Source organism: uncultured Veillonella sp. (assembly GCF_963551295.1).
In the GTDB taxonomy this organism is placed as follows: domain Bacteria; phylum Bacillota; class Negativicutes; order Veillonellales; family Veillonellaceae; genus Veillonella.
On record NZ_CAUVFT010000037.1, the window covers coordinates 1 to 17,588 of the forward strand.

Below are 17,588 nucleotides of genomic sequence, written 5' to 3' on the forward strand. Positions count from 1 at the left end.
TGTACACCTTAGGTCTTAGTGCCGCTATCTTTGGCGGTGGCGACTCCATCATTACTATCATGATGAATGCAGGACTTGGCCTTGCGGGACTCATCGTTATCATCTTCTCTACCGTTACTACAACCTTTATGGACGCTTACTCTGCAGGCGTATCTAGTACGACTATCTATAACGGTGCATCCAGTAAAGGTATAGCCGTCATCGTTACTATCGTGGGCACTATTGCAGCTATTCTATATCCAATGGATGATATTACAGACTTCCTATACCTTATCGGCTCTGTATTTGCGCCGATGATTGCCATCTTATTGGCAGACTACTTTATCAATCGCCAACAAGTACAAACAGTATCGGCTTATCTCGTACGAGGTCTTATTTGGGCCGTATCTGTTGGTTTATACCACTATATGTTACATAGTGAAAGCACAATAGGTTCTACACTACCAACCTTTACAATAGCATTTGCCGTTACAGCTATCGTTGGATTTATAAGTAAAACAGTACACACATCTGCAGAAATTAAACAGTAACAACCCAAACGTAATGTACATATACTAAATCAATAATAAAGATTATAGTAATAGCAAAAAACACCTTCACAAATAGTTATCATAATGTGCCCCTATTCAAGTTGAATAGCATAATCATATGATAACGTTTATGAAGGTGTTTTATATTTTTATTAGACTTCCCCTTATTTAGGAATTGTAATGATTCCGTCTTCACAGGTCCAGTGCCGATCTCCAGCCATTTCGGCTTCGCTTTCATCATGAGTTACCCATACACAAGGTACATCCCACTCGCGAATAATGGACACCAAATCTTCACGCACATGTTTTCGCAAGTTCCAATCTAAAGCAGATAAAGGCTCATCGAGAAGCAAGATAGTCGGTTTAGAGTAGAGCGCACGCCCCAAAGCAACTCGTTGCTGTTCGCCACCAGACAGGCTGCCAGCCTTCATTTTTCGGTATTTCTCAAGGCCTAAACGCTGCAATAGACTATTGCACATGTCAGGTGTGCCTCGTTTGCTATAGGTAATATTATGTTCCACAGACAAATGAGGGAATACGATATTACCTTGTGGCATATAGCCTACCTGACGTTTTTGAGCGGGAACCCAAATCTTATTATCTCGATTCACCCACGCTGTTTCATTACAGCGAATACTACCTGTAGTGGGTTTTACAAGTCCTGCAATGCATTTAATGAAAGTACTTTTACCACTGCCGGATTGACCTGTCAAAACGGTAATACCAGAAGGAAGTACCCCATCAGCTTTCACAGTCACAGAAGGTCTAGCTACGGTAAAGGAAAATGTAATCATCGGACCTCCTAATTATTATCAATATGACGGAACAAGGACCCCTTTGTGATGAGGTGAATCCCACTCAACAATGCCAATGTGAGCACACAAATATAGATAACTAATTCAAAAGCATCCATGTACTGCCCTGCCTCTACGTAAGAGTAGATAGCAAGTGGCATGGTGCGCGTTACCTTTGGAATATTGCCTGCAATCAAAATGGTAGCACCGAACTCGCCCATAGCACGACAGAAGGCTAAAATACTGCCCGTCAAAATGCCTTTCCAAGCGAGTGGTACGGAGATAGTAAAAAAGATACGTAACTCTGAAGCACCTAATGTACGCGCTACGTCCTCCATATTATGATCGACGGATTGCAATGCTGAACGCACCGTTTGATAAAACAGCGGAAATGCAATTACAGAGGAGGCTATCACGGCACCAGATGCAGCAAAAACAACACTCATACCATGAGCTTCAAGCCAAGCACCAAACGCATAACCTGGAGTAAATACCATAAGTAACGCAAAACCAACGACTACCGGAGGCAGTACAAGTGGCAAGGTAATAAGTGCATCAAGAATGGCAATACCACCCCACTTGCAACGGTTCATCCAGTAACAAGTCGCTAAGCCACTTAAAATAACTATAATAAGAGCTATACTTGCCACCCATAGCGACAGCCATAATGGACTCATGTCACGCCCCCTTTCTATACACAACAACTCTAAAGTATGTGCTATATCCATTAATTCAAAAATACTTTTCAAACAAATTATATGCCCAAAATCATATCATATGCTAGATTATTAAGCACTCATCACTACAAAAGAGTAAAAAGAAAAAGCATACAGTGAGCAATCATAAGATTAGTAATATCAATAATATCTCTATTGTATCATAAGAAAACGCTAGCCCTGAAAGCTAGCGCTTTACTCTTATTTAGAAGTAGAGAAACCGTATTTTTCTAATACTTTTTGGCCTTCTGGGCTCATTACGTATTGGTAGAAGTCTTTTGCCAATGCGTTGTCATATTTTTTAATAATACCAATCGGATAGATAACTGGATCATGGGAATCAGCCGGTGTCACTGCAGAGATTTCAACTGCATCGCCCGCTGCGATAGCATCAGTTTTATAGATGAAACCAGCATCTCCAGCACCTTGGCTAATGGAAGCTGTTACAGCTTTTACATCTTTAGCGTATACTACATTAGGTTCTACCTGTTCCCAAACGCCTAGTTTTGTTAATACTTGTTTACCATAGTTACCAGCTGGTACTGTTTCAGGATTGCCCAATACGATACGCTTTACTGTAGCGATTTGATTTAGCTCAACCTTAGGTTGACCTTTTGGAACTACGAGAACGAGTTCATTAGTTACGAATGGTTTTACATCAGTTACCAAATCTTTTTCTTGTAACATTTTCATATTTTTCTCGTCAGCAGAAATAAATAAACTAGCTGGTGCACCTTGTTCGATTTGTTGACGTAATGTACCAGAACCAGCGAAGTTAATAGCGATTTGATCATCCGCTAAGTTATGGCTTTTTTTGTAAGCATCAGCCAATTCTGTAAGAGCACCTTTAAGGCTTGCTGCAGCTTGTACAGTAATCTTTTCAGATGTGCTTGGTTTAGCTGACTCAGTTGGTTTACTTGCATCATTACCACAACCTACTAAAAAAGCAAGCATGAAAACGCTCATTAATACTAATAAAATTCGTTTCATAATTCCTCCTGTGCATCCCTTAAAACGCCATACTGTAAAAACCATGGTAATACCTAGAGACACTTCGTGTACTAACAAACTGAAATATACAATATATTCATATTATACTATAAATCGATGGTTGAAATTGTATACTAAAATCATATTCTGCATAGATATTTCTGATGATTATGATAAGTAATCATAATCGATAAATTTTTAAGCCCCAAACAATAGAGACTATGATATGATAATACTATAAAGAATAAAAATATTTTAGAAAACTTATTTACTTACAACTTATATAAAACAACTGTATATTTACAACATATAGTTATACAATACATTAAAACTATGCCTTATATATTAACTACTATATTAAAGAAAAACTCTAGGTGAGATGATGAATCTATTCGAATTAGTAGGCCATATTTTTATGAATTCTATGGTCCCTATCTTAGTACTTATAGGCGTGGGATTTATATTAGATAGAAGATTTAAACTCGATCTATATACGCTGAGTAAACTAAACTTTTATATATTGTTACCTACCTTTATATTTCGAGCTATGTATGAAGCTAAACTTAACTCAGGTACTTTGGAAATTGTATTCTGTGCGCTCTGTGTACTCGTACTAAACTCCATCCTTTCAGATGTGGTAGGTAAGATGCAAGGATATGATCTGGCCAAGATTGCAACCTTAAAAAACTGCGTTATGTTTAATAATGTTGGGAATATGGGTGTCGCCCTTGCTATCTTTGTATTTACTAATATTCCATACGTCATCGATGGTGCTACCCCCTATGCTAATCTAGGTTTAGTGAGTGTTGTATCTATCATGATCATACAAACTATCAGCAGTAATACCTACGGTTTCTACCAAGCTGGAGCTGGACGACTAACACCACGGGATGCACTAAAAGTCGTATTCCACATGCCTATGGTATATGCCATCCCACTGGCACTACTTTGCCAGCTATTGCCCTTTGATTTACACGGGCTCTTCTTCTTTGCACCACTCAACATCTTTGCCAACGCCTTCGTTGGCGTTGCCATGATTGCCTTAGGTGTACAGATTAATAGAACACCGCTAAACTTTTTCAAGATGGATGTCATGCTCGCAACGACCTTACGACTCATTGTGAGCCCACTCATAGCCGCTGGTATTACTATATTATTCATTATGTTCTATGGACCTATGCATCCAATAGCGGCACAAACTATCATTATAACCTATAGCGTTCCAACGGCTATTAATATGTCTCTTATTGCTATTGAAATGAAGAATAATCCAGAATATGCTACACAAATCGTAATGGGCACAACTATTTTATCCGCTATAACTATGCCACTGTTTATTACAATCGCTTATTATCTCTTCCCATTATATTAAAATAAAAAATCATAGTTATAAAAAATCACTCATAGTCATATGGCTATGAGTGATTTTTTATGCCTTAGCATTTAGTCTTGTTAAACAAGTTACACAAGCTGTAACAATTATAGCTCCAATAATTTCATTCAAGGTTAAATTATGATTAAGAATAACTACATCTAAACCTAAAGTAACTATTGGTCCCATTGCACTAATAACTGCTGCAAGAGATGCATTAATCCTTTTAAGACCAAAAGACATCAAGTATGAAGGAATGATAGAACAAAAAATAGCCAAAAATACTAAATAAATCATAGTATGCGTTTGGAGCGTTGAAAACGTAGTAAATTTTTTGCTATCAATTATAAAGCCAAAAAGTAAAAGCACTGTAGTTATACACATATAAGTACTAGTAAAAATAGTAGGACTAATATTCGAAACAGCCCTCTTACTATAAATAATAAACAACGCCCAAAAGATTGCAGAAAGTAAAACTAGTAAAATACCTATTAGAGTATCTATAAGGTGATTATCAGCGGTAGGATTAAACATAATTGCTAATCCTAGCACAGTAGATACAATTAAAACTACTTTTGAAAATGTAATGCGTGATAAATCTGATGATAACAGAAAAACGTAAATTGGAAATGTAAATAGAACAGCACGTTCTAATGAGGCAGATATATATAATAATCCTATAAAGTCCGTTATAGATGAAGATACATAAAGAATAGCCCCCAAAAATGAGTATTTAAAAACCTTACTTTTATTCACGCTATTCCAATCAAAACGAATCATTGGTATAAGAAAAAAAGGTAATGATAAAACAGCCCTACACACAAGAACATTCAAAGGGCTCAGTGAATCTAAATAAATTAGTTTTGCCCATATAGATTTTGTTGATAAGAATACAGTAGCTAAAAATACCACTAATATTCCTATATTTTTCATTAACAGATTCACTTTATATACTTCTCCATAATCAAATACAACTCAAATAAAATATATAAAATATAAAAACACATTTCATCCTAAGTAGGACGAAATGTGTTCATTATAAAAAATTTAAATTATTGATGAGCTACGTGTTCCATCCCCATGCGAACTAAACATTCAACATGATCATCGTTTAGAGAATAGTATGCTGTTTTCCCATCTTTACGATATGTAACAAGGCGTGCTTGGCGCAATACACGCAATTGATGAGAAATAGCAGATTGTCCCATCTCCATGGTTTCTGCAATATGATTAACACACATTTCATTTTCTAGTAATAGCTCTACTATTTTAAGGCGTGTAGGATCACCCAAGATTTTAAACAGTTCTGCTAGCTTCAGCAATGATTCTTGTTTGTCGGTCATATAATCCCCCTTTTTTAATCCTATCCATTCTTTTTTGTAGCTCTTCTATGTCACTAATCGATACGTCTTAACGTATAACACCAATATGTATGGCATACATATAGACATTATATCATTTTTAACATAAAAAAGAGACTTTGAGAAACCAAAGTCTCTTTTTTTATCATATCTATATAAAATATAAGATATAAATTATTTAATGATTAATACAGGGCAAGTGGAGTGGCTAGTTACATAGCTACTTACGCTACCCATGAATAAGCCTTTCAAAGGGCCAAGACCACGGCTACCCATTACGATGAGATCAGCATTATATTTTTTTGCCACTGCAAGTAATGCAGGTCCAGGGGAGCCAACTTCAAATACGCTTTTAACTTTTACGCCTGCAGGAATTTCTTTCACTACATCATTAAGAATTTCCTTACCAGTTTCTTCCATATCCTCAGCAATTTGCTCAGATACATATCCACCAGAAATTGGTGTTTGATCAAAATTGGAAATAGCAGACACAATATTTGCAACGTGAACAACAATCAATTCAGCTTGGTTGCGATCCGCTACAGCGAGAGCATGTTCCAACGCACGTTTAGCATTTTCAGAACCATCAGTAGGTACGACAATAGTTTTGTAGGTAACCATAATAACCCCTCCTATTCCTAATCCCTCAAAGGGGATATGATCAAATATCGTTTAGCCTATACTAATATATTCTAGACCATCAAGGAAAACTCCTCTTTTTTCTGAGGATTTATTACATTATAGCACAAATCGTACAGAATTATACAAATAAAAGAATATTATGCGTATATTAAAGAACCTGAGACGATTGATTTGTATTAAGTGTAGTAGTCAATTTAAAACCATCTAATATATCTATAAGTTCCTGAGTAGCAAGATTGCTAGTGGATGGACCAATCATTCGAGCTACTGCTACATTACCTTCATTGCCAAGAATAATTGTTGCGCCAAAGGATACTGGTTCCGCTACAGATGTATCAGATGTATTTGGATTTTTCATATGTCCCGCTAAATAAAACATCACATTACCGTCAATAATATGCGTTTCATAACGAGTAATTGTAGCCTTATTAACCTCAACCAATTGTTTAAGATAATAGTCTCCTAGCATTTGCTTACCCATCATAGTTGGCATACCGGAACTAACAGCTTGTACGGGGATTGTAAAAGACTCAATGTCGAGGCGCACATTATGTTTAGTGAAAGCAATCTTGCCCTTTTCATTTAGACGGGTGAAACCTTTTGGATAGGTAAATTTGATACCTTCTGCAACACTGATATCGCTTGTGCCGGTTAATATTTTTTTTACCCCTTTAATAGCATTAGAACCGCGCTTATTGATCAATTCAAAGGATGGAATTGTATGCTCCATCAAACCTAGCTCCATAAACTCTGCACGAACAGGTGCATACGTACTAGACAAATTGTACCGATGAGTTTGATCTTTCTCCATGATAAATTCTGCTTCAAATACAGATTGAACCGGTTCTGTAGATGTCATATCCGCATAAGATTTTGGTGTACTTTTATCCCAACGCGCAGAGACTGCACCTTTCTTAGCAAAGAACCCACCAACAATATCATTATGCTCAAAGTTATTGCTATGTTGGCGCCAGATATTTAAATACTCCTCATTAGACATGCCCTTAATAGGTACACCATACCAAGTCGTATTCCATTCTTTTTGAGATATTCCTTCTTGTGGTGTATTATTGCGCTTAGTAAAAGATACTGTATAGGAATCCTCTTGCGAAGGGCCCGCTAAATTGAAGGAATACCCTTGAATATGTTCGCTTTCACTACGCACATCCATATCTAACATAACGCCATCAGCTACACGCCAAGGAATCGAGAACATATAACCATTTTTGTAATCCTTCACCACCGTGTTCATCTTGGTAGCATAGGATTTGTATTGTTCTGGCAAAATAGATGCGGAATCCTTCTGAGATTCCACAATAGATAAAGGTGTATCAGGCGTCTTCTGTAAACCTTCCGCCATAATAGAAGTCGTTCCCAAAGCCATGACAGCTAAGGTTGCCGCAAATAAACGTAACTTCATAGAACCTCCTATAACATATTATCCAAGAACGCTTTCGTTCTTTCGTTCTGCGGATGACTAAAAATTTGTTCTGGTGTTCCTTCTTCTTGAATAACACCATCAGCCATAAAGATAACACGATCCGATACTTCACGAGCAAAGTTCATTTCATGAGTTACGATAATCATCGTCATGTGATCGTCCGCCAATTGTTTGATTGTCTTAAGAACCTCACCAGTAAGCTCAGGATCAAGAGCAGATGTGGGTTCATCAAAAAGCATGATTTCTGGATTCATCGCTAGCGCACGGGCAATAGCTACACGCTGTTGCTGACCGCCAGACAAGCGAGATGGATACATATCTCGTTTTTCCCATAATCCTACTTTATTGAGTAATTGCTCTGCAATCGGTGAGATTTCGTCATCTTTCATACCTTTTACCATGCGAGGAGCAATCATAATATTATCTAATACCGTCATATGTGGGAACAAATTGAAAGATTGGAATACCATACCCATGCGGAGCAATAATTCATGCTGAGTTTGAGGAGAAGCGTATTTTACAACCCCATTTTCAGTACTAGCAAGAATCGTACCATCAACGGTAATAGAGCCTCCATCAATCGTTTCTAACTGACCCAAGCAGCGTAAAAATGTAGATTTACCAGAACCAGAAGGCCCGATAATAGAAACGATTTCGCCTCTATTCATTTTGAGCGACACATCGCGCAATACGGTTTGATTATTAAAGCGTTTTTCAATACGCTCCATATTTACAAATGTCATAAGTACCTCTTACATCGTCAGATTAAGTATATAATTAGCGTCTCAAGTAAAGATATCTCATCTACGAAATCGCATCTATAGACATCAAATAAAGGTATTCCACCTATAAAACTAGCTACACCATTACATACGACAAACTACCATAGAATTAGATTAATCTTCGTATACAGCAAATCTTCGTTCTAAGTAGCTGAAGATATTCGTCAAAATAAAGGTAAAGATTAAGTAGAATAATGCTGCCACGAGAAATGCAGAAATATCAAAATCACGTTGTACGATAGATTTTGTAATACGCAAGATATCATTCATTGCCAATACATACACGAGAGATGTATCTTTCAATAAGTTAATCGTCTCATTCGCAAGAGGAGGCAATACACGTTTAAACATTTGTGGCAAGATAATCTTACGCATAGTTTGTGCATAGGTAAAACCAAGAACCTTCGCCCCTTCGTACTGACCTCGAGAGATGGATTGAATACCCCCACGGAAAATCTCACATAAATAAGCTGCGTAGTTTAAGACGAAGGTAAGAACTGCTGCCGTCGCATCATCCATCTGAATGGCACCGTCTGTAATGATTGGCAAGGCATAATAGACGAATAAGATTTGTAACATCAACGGTGTGCCACGCATCAAATACACGAAAGCATCAACAAACTTATCTACTAAAGGCAATTTAGATAGACGTAACATAGCCATTAAAATGCCACCAGGAATAGATAAAATCCATACAATACAGAATAGCGATACGGTTACCTTTAAACCATCAGCGATGGTTGGGATAATCTGCAATAAATAATCAAACATGAAAGACTCCTTCAAAACACGACTAGAGAAGGGCCATCTGGCCGCTTCTCTAGTGTACATTTCGTTCTTTAATTATCAGTTGTACCTACTGACCATAGTACTATTAGTATATCACGAATTGTACTATTTAGCATCGCTCTTATCTAAGTCTGCGCCTGAGCCTAACCATTTTTCAGCAATTTTATCAGCAGTACCGTCTTTTTTCATTTCAGCTAAGATACCATTAATTTTGTCACGCAAAGCAGTATCATCTTTACGGAAACCAACAGCGAAATTATCAACACCGTAGTCAGTACCTTCTACAATTTTGTATTTACCAGGTTCTTTTGTCATAAGATAACGAGCGATTACACCGTCAGCAATAACCGCATCAACACGACCAATACCAAGATCCATAAATGCACTTACAAAATCCGCATAGGATTTTGTCTCCTTAACAGTCTTACCACTTGGGTCGTTTTGCAATGCTGCTTCACCAGTACTAGCTTGTTGCACGCCTACTACCTTACCAGCTAAATCAGCTTTACCTTTAATGGAGTCATCGTCACTACGAACAATGACGTATTGTTTATCCTTCATATATGTGTTAGAGAACAAAATATTTTTCTCGCGCTCAGGAGAAACTGTTAAGCCATTCCACAAAGCATCAATTTTTTTAGATTTTAGTTCCGCTTCTTTACTGGACCAGTCGATAGCTTTGAATTCTACATCCATGCCAGCACGTTTAGCTGCTTCTTTAGCCATATCGATATCAAACCCGACGATTTCACCTTTTTCATCTTTAAAGCCCATTGGAGGGAAACTATCATCTAAACCGATAACAACTTTCTTAGGCAATTCTGTATTAGCCTTTTTAGTGTCACCACCACAACCTGTTACAAATGCCATCATAGATACAGCTGCAAGGCCAACGGCCATCATCTTTTTCCAATTCATAACTATCCTCCACAGCGATTATCGCCTATTTTCTACTTAATAATATGTTCAATACAGATTTAGATTCCGTACTTAATGATTGTATTATACTTTAGTTCGTTAAAGTTGTAAATAGTTAATTCAATAAATTTGTGGATTTTTCATTTTATAGATTCTTGTCATATATTTTATGTTTCTAGATTCATTTATTCTATGATTCTGTAGGCCTATGTTTATATCGCTGTATGCGCCTATATTTATTACGTTTAGTGCTTATGCTTTATGACTGCGTATGTTTATGGATGGCCTCAATCATCGCCATTTTATCATTGTACGCCACCTGATGCAGATCAAGTGGTATCACATAGATTCCACCATGACCATTCATCGCTTGCAACTCGCGCCATTCCTCAGTGAATCCGATAATATGCTCATAATCAACAAAGACGAAATATTCATCCCCATAGAATAAACTGTGAAAGTATTCTTTCACAGAAAAAGGCCTACGTTTTAACACGAGGCCCTTTTCACAGATAAAAGCTTGACTTTCACCTAATCTATGAAGGGTCCATAATATCACGAGCAGCACCAGATAATACCATACGCGTTCCGCCCAGTCTAAGGGCATATATTTCACGATCAACGCACACACAACTAGACCGATGATGCGACCGGTCCACTGTATACCGCGATGTATTTCTAAGCTCTGTTGTACGGTACCTGATGAAAAGCGTTCCATCGCCTCTTGTTTCGTCATGGTTTACCTCACAAATTGAAAGTCTACTATATGATTTTATTTACGGCACAAGCCCATAGCTTGTTCTACCTTACGATACATTGCACTTGCTTTAGCATGTGCCTTAGCAGCACCTTCATCGAGGATTACATCCAATTCAGGGCTTGTAATCAATTCATTGTAACGTTGTTGAATTGGTTCAAGGGTTGCTACTAATAGATCAGCAATATCGGATTTAAATACACCGTAACCTTTGCCAGCGTACATTTCTTCGATAGCTTCGTAGCTGTCTTTCGTAATGGCACGGTATATTCCCATCAAGTTAGAAATGCCAGGTTTATTCTCTTTATCATAACGCACTGCATTATCAGAATCAGTTTGAGCGCGTTTCAATTTTTTCACAATCAAATCTGGAGCATCCAAAAGACGAATTGTAGCATTTTGGTTATCATCAGATTTACTCATTTTTTTGGTTGGCTCTTGTAAGCTCATAACACGAGCACCACCTTCGCCTACCTTAATATCAGGTACTACGAATATTTCACCGAATCTACGGTTAAAACGCTCTGCTAAATTACGAGTCAGCTCAAGGTGTTGCTTTTGGTCTTCACCTACAGGAACATAATTCGTACCATATAGCAGAATATCTGCCGCCATCAATGGTGGATACGTAAGCAACGCTGTAGGAATAGAGTCACCTTGCTTTTGAGACTTATCTTTGTACTGAGTCATACGCTCTAATTCGCCAACATAGCTAATAGATTGCATAACCCAACCGAGCTTAACATGCTCAGGTACTTCGGATTGTACGAATAATGTTACCTTTTTAGGATCGAGGCCAACTGCAAGATATAGTGCAGCCAAATTACGAGTATTTTGGAATAACTCTTTTGGATCTTGCGGTACAGTGATCGCATGTTGGTTAACGATGCAATAGTAACACTCATCAGTATCTTGATAGTCTAAGAAATTACGTAAAGCCCCCAAATAGTTACCAAGTGTTAACTCCCCACTTGGTTGGATGCCGGAAAATATAACTGCCATAATAGTCTCCCTATATTGAAATAAACCAACAGTGCCGAAGCACTGTTGGTTATATATATTATTCTACGGTTACAGATTTAGCCAAGTTACGTGGCTTGTCTACGTCTGCACCACGAGTAATCGCTGCGTAGTACGCCAATAATTGCAATGGTACAACCGCTAAGATTGGAGCGATGAATTTATTTGCACGAGGCACATAGATTGTGTGGTCAACGTGTTTAGATAATTCTTCGTCACCTTTCATACCGATGCCGATTACGATAGCTTCACGCGCTTTTACTTCGCGGATGTTGCTGATCATCTTGTCGTAAACATCCTCTTGTGTAGCCAATGCGATAACAGGTACGCCTTCTTCGATAAGAGCCAAGGTACCATGTTTCAATTCACCACCAGCGTAAGCCTCAGCGTGAATGTAAGAAATTTCTTTCAATTTCAAAGCCCCTTCCATCGCTACTGCGTAGTCGATAGCACGGCCCAAGAAGAATGCATCGGATTTGAAGCCATAATGTTTAGCAAAGGCTTTCATATCTTCGTCTACTTCAAAGATCTCGTGAATCAATGCAGGCAAGTTTTTAACACCGCTAAGAATTTCTTCTCCTACAGCTGGATTCATTTTGCCGTTTAATTGGCCAAGGTATACAGCGAACAACAAGCCTGCTACTAATTGAGTAGTGTACGCTTTTGTGGACGCTACAGAAATTTCAGGACCAGCCCATGTGTAAACAGTGTTATCCGCTTCACGAGAAATGCTGGAACCAACAACATTGGTAATAGCCAAGGATTTGGCACCAAGGCGTTTAGCTTCCTTCAAGGCCGCCAATGTATCGGATGTTTCACCGGATTGGCTGATAACGATACATAATGTTTTATCATCAGTCAACGGATTGCTGTAACGATATTCAGATGCAATTTCCACATCAACTGGAATACGCGCCAAGTTTTCAATATATTGTTTTGTTACAAGCCCTGCATGGTATGCAGTACCACATGCAACGATGAGAATTTTATTGAAAGCTGCCACATCTTCAGCAGTCCAATTCAACTCATCAAAGATAGCTGTCTTACCGCCTTCAGAAATATGTGTACCAAATGTATCACGAACAGCCTTAGGTTGATCATGAATTTCTTTCAACATAAAGTGTTCATAACCGCCTTTTTCTGCTGCTTCCGCATTCCAGCTTACGTGGAATACCTCTTTATCAACAGCTTTTCCTTCACGGTCAAATACGGATACATTATCGCGAGTTACGATAGCTAATTCGCCATCGCTTAAAATATATGTATCACGTGTGTAATTAATAATAGCTGGAATATCGGAAGCAACGAAGTTTTCCCCTTTGCCGAGGCCGATAACCAAAGGGTTTTCTTTCTTTGTACAAATGATTTTATCCGGTTCATCGGCACAGATGATTTCGAGAGCATACGCACCGTCTACACGATTCAGCATACGACGAACAGTACCGACAAAATCGCCATCGTACATATCCTCCAACAAATGTGCAACTACCTCTGTATCCGTTTCAGATTTGAAATGATATCCTTTTGCGATGAGTTCCTCTTTTAAAGGCATATAGTTTTCAATAATACCGTTATGTACAACGGCAAATTTACCATCTTCAGATGCATGAGGATGCGCATTCATATCGGATGGACGACCATGTGTAGCCCAACGAGTATGACCAATACCTACAGTTCCTTCATTAGGATCCGCTTTCACGATAGTCTCTAAATTGGAGAGACGGCCAACCTTTTTTTGAATTTTAATAACATTTTCAGCACCAATAATAGCGATGCCTGCAGAATCATAACCACGGTATTCTAATTTCGCCATACCGTCCAATAAGAAATCAGATGCTTGATTAAAGCCAATGTATCCTACGATACCGCACATAAGTATATCCTCCTATAACTGGGGGTATTTCTAGCCCCAGCAAAAACTAAGGCTAACAAATTAATGTTCTAGATTAATATTCTATTTAATGTATTAATTATTAGTTCAATACAATTCATTCAGATATACTTTGTCCCCATCGTTACCGATGGGCTTTTTAATACCTGTTACGACATGAATATGCCGGAAGAGCATCCGCTGATAATTCGATCACTCTTCACCTCGTCTACCCTAACGACTGCCTTCGCGGGTACTTGCGCTATTCGCCTTTACGAATTCGGAATTCCTTTCTGTGATATATGGCAGAATCAGTACAAAATAAAATATGTACTGAGGTATATTATACTAAAAAAATCGATAAAAAGTAAACCACCTCAGATAATTCAAAAGGAATAAAAAAGATTGTTTCTATGTTTCACGTCCTTTTCATTGTAAGAAATTATACTTCTATCATTCTAAATTTTACACAATTAGATTTTGTTGTATTTTCAAAATGTATGTATATAATTTGGGAGATATTAATCATGAATAAAACAACGATTAAAAAGAAACATAAAAATAGAAAAAATAGTTTGCCCTATAGAAAGTTACGCCGTTGGGTATTACCTGCAGTACTTGGCGCTGCCCTATCGACGTTAGCCATCATTCCAACCTTAGCAGCAGAAACTCAACCTAACACTAACATAGCAGTTGTAACCACAACAGAACAAACTAAAACAGTATCGCCCACACAAGAAAGCACACATCCAAACGGTACACCTCATGGTGCGCCACCAACAGGGCAACCTCCTGTAGGAGCACCTAATGGTATGCCCCCAAGTGGTGCGCCAAACGGGGTGCCTCCAGAGGGGATGCCTAACGGAGGATCTAATAGCATGGCTCCTCAACCGGAAGTAAATCCCAATACTTTCACAGGTACAGCAATAGTAACAGAAAACAAATCGATTGCTCATGAGTCGATGACAAACACAACAGCCGATCAGAATGCTTTTATCGGTAAAAACAAAGCGGTAATTGATATTGAAAATAGCGTTTTCGATAAAACTGGCAACACTACAAGCGATGATAATAGCAATTTTCGTGGTCAAAATGCAGTAGTCCTCGGCATTGACGGCAGTCAAATCAACATCAAGGGTAGCAATATTACATCTAACTCTAAAGGTTCTAATGCAGTCTTTGCCACTGGTGAAGGCACGGTTATCAACGTAGAAAACACTAATATTCACACAAAAAGTGATTCCTCTCGTGGTTTAGATGCTACTTACAAAGGCACTGTAAATGGCAAAAACCTAACTATCACTACTGAAGGGGCTCACTCCGCTACACTTGCTACAGATCGCGGAGAAGGCACAATCACCGCAGAAGCAGCCAAACTCACCACATCTGGCGAAGGCAGTCCTGTTATCTACTCCACGGGTAATATTATGGTAAACAATGTCAACGGAATAGCTAATAATAGTGAAATTGGCGTTGTAGAAGGTAAGAACTCCATTACCCTTACAAACTCCAATGTAACTGGCTACAAAGACAATGGCTTCATGCTATATCAAAGCTTCTCTGGTGATGCTGAAAGCGGTATTGCTCGTCTGAAAGCAGAGAATAACACACTCACAACTCACGCTACAGGTGCGTTCCTCTATGTAAACAACACCACTGCTGAAGTAGACCTTTCTAACAATGCAATCTCTATGCCGAACACATCTACCCTAGTGAAAGCAGCTGCTGACTCCCGTTGGGGAAAAACTGGTGAGAACGGCGGTCACCTCACACTCCGCACATCTAATCAAGAACTAAGCGGTAATATTATGGCCGATTCAATCAGTACCATCGCTCTTGACATGACAAATGGATCTAGCCTTGTAGGTGCTGTAAACACAGACAATACGGCTAAAGAAGTAACTGTGAAACTCAGCAAAGACTCCAATTGGATACTCACTGGCGACAGCTATATAAAATCCTTGAGCAACGAAGACACAACCGGCAGTAACATTCAATTGAATGGATATAAACTTGTTGTAGCTGATAAATAATGATAAAAGCACTACTCTGAATACTGATATGTACCCCCTTTACTGGTTGTCCGGTAAAGGGGGTACATATCAGTAATTACAATTCAAAGTAGTGCTTTTAATTTATTAAACTTACTTGTATATCAGCTTGAATATATAAATCGCTTTTAGATACATCTGCCAATAGTTAACGGATTAAAAATTATGAGTTAAACAGTCTATTAAATAGCACTTATATATTGGCCATAGTTTTAGTTCAACAACAGGTTTGTAGTTTTCGTCTTTAATTTTATGTTCCAACAAATTTAGGTTTTTTAAATCATCTTCCCAGCTTTTGATATAGTCTTGCTTTTCTTCTTCGCTATCAAAGTCTTCGTCCATTTTTGCATCTTCAATACATGCCAATATTTCTGTTCGTTGCTTATTCACTTCATGATAGAACCGGTCATGTTGATTCATAATCCAAAGACCAAAGTAATAAGGGCCATAACTTAAATCACAGTGCTCTTTAGCCTTTTCACATTCTTCTAAGAATAGACCGTACTCATCTAATATATAATAGGCATCAATGATATCAAACTCACTAATATCATCGTTATCTAGATGATATGCTGAATCTACTCCAATCTTAATTTGCTTCAAACGATTGAGAGCTTGCTTTTTATTACCTAAATACACATCGCAATAAGCTATACACAACAATAACCGCATTCTATTTGGGTAGTCTTTTAATAACTCTTTAAAGTTAGTCTTTGCTTTATCATATTCCTTAAGATCAAATAAACATACAGCACGACCAAAATTCATTTCATAGTCGTTGGCTACTGTTAACCCCTTTTCAAAGGTATGTAAACTTTTCGTTAAAGCTTCTACTGAGCCGCTATTTTTATAAGATGAGAAATGATATAATGCCAAACCTTTATAAGTCTCTATATATGGAGAATTTAACTTTTCAGCTTTTACTAAATAGTTATATTCCTCTATCTCCCCATTATGATAAAAGGCTAGATTAGTGTAAACTCTTGCTTTTTCAGTATCACTCAGTTCTTCTGTATATTTTCTGAGGAACTCTTCCAATAGTTGTATTGAATTTTCTTCACGCCTTAATACCTGTTCAACAGTTGCTAAAGCACAAGCAACATCTACGTTATTGGGATACTCACACATCAAAGAAATTAAATACATTCTAAAACTCTCTGCATATTGCTGCAATATATCATAATTACTAAATATAGACGCGTTATATGTAGCTTCATATTCTGTTTTAAGATTTTCCCAATACTCTTTTATAGCAAGCTTCATATTACACCTTTTCTATCGAATATATTTCAGACTATATGGCTATAATAACACAAATTACTTCCTATATACGTGCCTATAGTAACTCCCCTCATATAAATTCAAACCATGCTAAAAGATTTCCTTTAGTCTCTAGCTAGTTCTAATTGCATAAAACAACCCTCTATTAGATATTCTAAAAATGAATAAAAATATCTAATAGAGGGTTATGTTATTTAAACAAAAATAAAAGCTAACTATATTATGCTCTACCAATAGAAATCAACGCCGCATTTTTTGCATGTATCAATGTAGT

Annotated in this window: 16 protein-coding genes and 1 pseudogene; 3 read left to right on the forward strand and 14 right to left on the reverse strand. The window is 37.7% G+C overall.

What is annotated here, in order from left to right; all coding sequences use genetic code 11:
- A pseudogene (locus RYO55_RS08815) lies at window positions 1–530 on the forward strand (putative hydroxymethylpyrimidine transporter CytX); the annotation flags it as partial.
- A gap of 164 nt (window positions 531–694) precedes the next feature.
- On the opposite strand, the gene RYO55_RS08820 reads toward RYO55_RS08815, so the two are convergent.
- The 3 genes from RYO55_RS08820 to modA form a co-directional block, all read right to left on the reverse strand.
- Window positions 695–1,324 carry an ATP-binding cassette domain-containing protein gene (locus RYO55_RS08820; protein WP_314985150.1) on the reverse strand — a complete coding sequence of 210 codons (630 nt, stop codon included), beginning with the start codon at window positions 1,322–1,324 and terminating at the stop codon, window positions 695–697.
- Between the two features lie 8 nt (window positions 1,325–1,332).
- Window positions 1,333–2,001 carry a molybdate ABC transporter permease subunit gene (gene modB / locus RYO55_RS08825; protein WP_012863882.1) on the reverse strand — a complete coding sequence of 223 codons (669 nt, stop codon included), beginning with the start codon at window positions 1,999–2,001 and terminating at the stop codon, window positions 1,333–1,335.
- A 240-nt stretch (window positions 2,002–2,241) separates the two neighbouring features.
- Window positions 2,242–3,030 carry a molybdate ABC transporter substrate-binding protein gene (modA, locus tag RYO55_RS08830; RefSeq protein ID WP_012863881.1) on the reverse strand — a complete coding sequence of 263 codons (789 nt, stop codon included), beginning with the start codon at window positions 3,028–3,030 and terminating at the stop codon, window positions 2,242–2,244.
- A gap of 382 nt (window positions 3,031–3,412) precedes the next feature.
- On the opposite strand from modA, the gene RYO55_RS08835 reads away from it, so the two are divergent.
- On the forward strand, window positions 3,413–4,402 hold the full coding sequence (locus RYO55_RS08835) for an AEC family transporter (RefSeq protein WP_314985151.1): 990 nt from the start codon (window positions 3,413–3,415) through the stop codon (window positions 4,400–4,402).
- A 57-nt stretch (window positions 4,403–4,459) separates the two neighbouring features.
- On the opposite strand, the gene RYO55_RS08840 is transcribed toward RYO55_RS08835, so the two are convergent.
- The 10 genes from RYO55_RS08840 to glmS all read right to left on the reverse strand — a co-directional run bounded on the left by RYO55_RS08840 (window position 4,460) and on the right by glmS (window position 13,985).
- Entirely contained in the window at window positions 4,460–5,335 is an 876-nt protein-coding gene (locus RYO55_RS08840) for a DMT family transporter (protein WP_314985152.1), read from the reverse strand.
- A 119-nt stretch (window positions 5,336–5,454) separates the two neighbouring features.
- A complete protein-coding gene (locus tag RYO55_RS08845) occupies window positions 5,455–5,745 on the reverse strand; it encodes a metalloregulator ArsR/SmtB family transcription factor (RefSeq protein ID WP_004693850.1) in 291 nt (96 codons plus the stop codon).
- 192 nt (window positions 5,746–5,937) lie between these two features.
- Window positions 5,938–6,384 (reverse strand): universal stress protein, encoded by a 447-nt coding sequence (locus tag RYO55_RS08850; RefSeq protein ID WP_004693853.1) that lies wholly within the window; start codon window positions 6,382–6,384, stop codon window positions 5,938–5,940.
- A gap of 169 nt (window positions 6,385–6,553) precedes the next feature.
- A complete protein-coding gene (locus tag RYO55_RS08855; protein WP_314985153.1) occupies window positions 6,554–7,825 on the reverse strand; it encodes a hypothetical protein in 1,272 nt (423 codons plus the stop codon).
- An 8-nt stretch (window positions 7,826–7,833) separates the two neighbouring features.
- Window positions 7,834–8,589 (reverse strand): amino acid ABC transporter ATP-binding protein, encoded by a 756-nt coding sequence (locus RYO55_RS08860; RefSeq protein ID WP_077708072.1) that lies wholly within the window; start codon window positions 8,587–8,589, stop codon window positions 7,834–7,836.
- 153 nt (window positions 8,590–8,742) lie between these two features.
- Window positions 8,743–9,399: an amino acid ABC transporter permease gene (locus RYO55_RS08865; RefSeq protein WP_314985154.1), complete on the reverse strand. Its 657-nt coding sequence runs from the start codon at window positions 9,397–9,399 to the stop codon at window positions 8,743–8,745.
- A 123-nt stretch (window positions 9,400–9,522) separates the two neighbouring features.
- Window positions 9,523–10,335 carry an amino acid ABC transporter substrate-binding protein gene (locus RYO55_RS08870; protein WP_295817979.1) on the reverse strand — a complete coding sequence of 271 codons (813 nt, stop codon included), beginning with the start codon at window positions 10,333–10,335 and terminating at the stop codon, window positions 9,523–9,525.
- Window positions 10,336–10,594: 259 nt separating this feature from the next.
- Window positions 10,595–11,071, reverse strand: coding sequence for a hypothetical protein (locus RYO55_RS08875; protein ID WP_314985158.1), 477 nt, complete (start codon window positions 11,069–11,071; stop codon window positions 10,595–10,597).
- 36 nt (window positions 11,072–11,107) lie between these two features.
- Window positions 11,108–12,094 (reverse strand): tryptophan--tRNA ligase, encoded by a 987-nt coding sequence (trpS, locus tag RYO55_RS08880; protein WP_314985159.1) that lies wholly within the window; start codon window positions 12,092–12,094, stop codon window positions 11,108–11,110.
- A 58-nt stretch (window positions 12,095–12,152) separates the two neighbouring features.
- A complete protein-coding gene (gene glmS, locus RYO55_RS08885) occupies window positions 12,153–13,985 on the reverse strand; it encodes a glutamine--fructose-6-phosphate transaminase (isomerizing) (RefSeq protein WP_314985160.1) in 1,833 nt (610 codons plus the stop codon).
- Window positions 13,986–14,509: 524 nt separating this feature from the next.
- Between glmS and RYO55_RS08890 the strand changes: the two genes are divergently transcribed.
- The gene (locus RYO55_RS08890; protein ID WP_314985161.1) at window positions 14,510–16,015 is read left to right on the forward strand and encodes a hypothetical protein; all 1,506 of its coding nucleotides are present in this window, start codon (window positions 14,510–14,512) and stop codon (window positions 16,013–16,015) included.
- A gap of 174 nt (window positions 16,016–16,189) precedes the next feature.
- Here RYO55_RS08890 and RYO55_RS08895 read toward each other — a convergent pair whose 3' ends face one another.
- Window positions 16,190–17,296, reverse strand: a complete 1,107-nt coding sequence (locus tag RYO55_RS08895; RefSeq protein ID WP_314985162.1) for a tetratricopeptide repeat protein — start codon at window positions 17,294–17,296, stop codon at window positions 16,190–16,192.
- Window positions 17,297–17,588 lie beyond the last annotated feature (292 nt).

Coding starts and splice junctions, on each gene's coding strand:
- RYO55_RS08820 (WP_314985150.1), bottom strand. CDS start 1,324: ATGATTACATTTTCCTTTACCGTAGCTAGACCTTCTGTGACTGTGAAA.
- modB (WP_012863882.1), bottom strand. CDS start 2,001: ATGAGTCCATTATGGCTGTCGCTATGGGTGGCAAGTATAGCTCTTATT.
- modA (WP_012863881.1), bottom strand. CDS start 3,030: ATGAAACGAATTTTATTAGTATTAATGAGCGTTTTCATGCTTGCTTTT.
- RYO55_RS08835 (WP_314985151.1), top strand. CDS start 3,413: ATGAATCTATTCGAATTAGTAGGCCATATTTTTATGAATTCTATGGTC.
- RYO55_RS08840 (WP_314985152.1), bottom strand. CDS start 5,335: ATGAAAAATATAGGAATATTAGTGGTATTTTTAGCTACTGTATTCTTA.
- RYO55_RS08845 (WP_004693850.1), bottom strand. CDS start 5,745: ATGACCGACAAACAAGAATCATTGCTGAAGCTAGCAGAACTGTTTAAA.
- RYO55_RS08850 (WP_004693853.1), bottom strand. CDS start 6,384: ATGGTTACCTACAAAACTATTGTCGTACCTACTGATGGTTCTGAAAAT.
- RYO55_RS08855 (WP_314985153.1), bottom strand. CDS start 7,825: ATGAAGTTACGTTTATTTGCGGCAACCTTAGCTGTCATGGCTTTGGGA.
- RYO55_RS08860 (WP_077708072.1), bottom strand. CDS start 8,589: ATGACATTTGTAAATATGGAGCGTATTGAAAAACGCTTTAATAATCAA.
- RYO55_RS08865 (WP_314985154.1), bottom strand. CDS start 9,399: ATGTTTGATTATTTATTGCAGATTATCCCAACCATCGCTGATGGTTTA.
- RYO55_RS08870 (WP_295817979.1), bottom strand. CDS start 10,335: ATGAATTGGAAAAAGATGATGGCCGTTGGCCTTGCAGCTGTATCTATG.
- RYO55_RS08875 (WP_314985158.1), bottom strand. CDS start 11,071: ATGACGAAACAAGAGGCGATGGAACGCTTTTCATCAGGTACCGTACAA.
- trpS (WP_314985159.1), bottom strand. CDS start 12,094: ATGGCAGTTATATTTTCCGGCATCCAACCAAGTGGGGAGTTAACACTT.
- glmS (WP_314985160.1), bottom strand. CDS start 13,985: ATGTGCGGTATCGTAGGATACATTGGCTTTAATCAAGCATCTGATTTC.
- RYO55_RS08890 (WP_314985161.1), top strand. CDS start 14,510: ATGAATAAAACAACGATTAAAAAGAAACATAAAAATAGAAAAAATAGT.
- RYO55_RS08895 (WP_314985162.1), bottom strand. CDS start 17,296: ATGAAGCTTGCTATAAAAGAGTATTGGGAAAATCTTAAAACAGAATAT.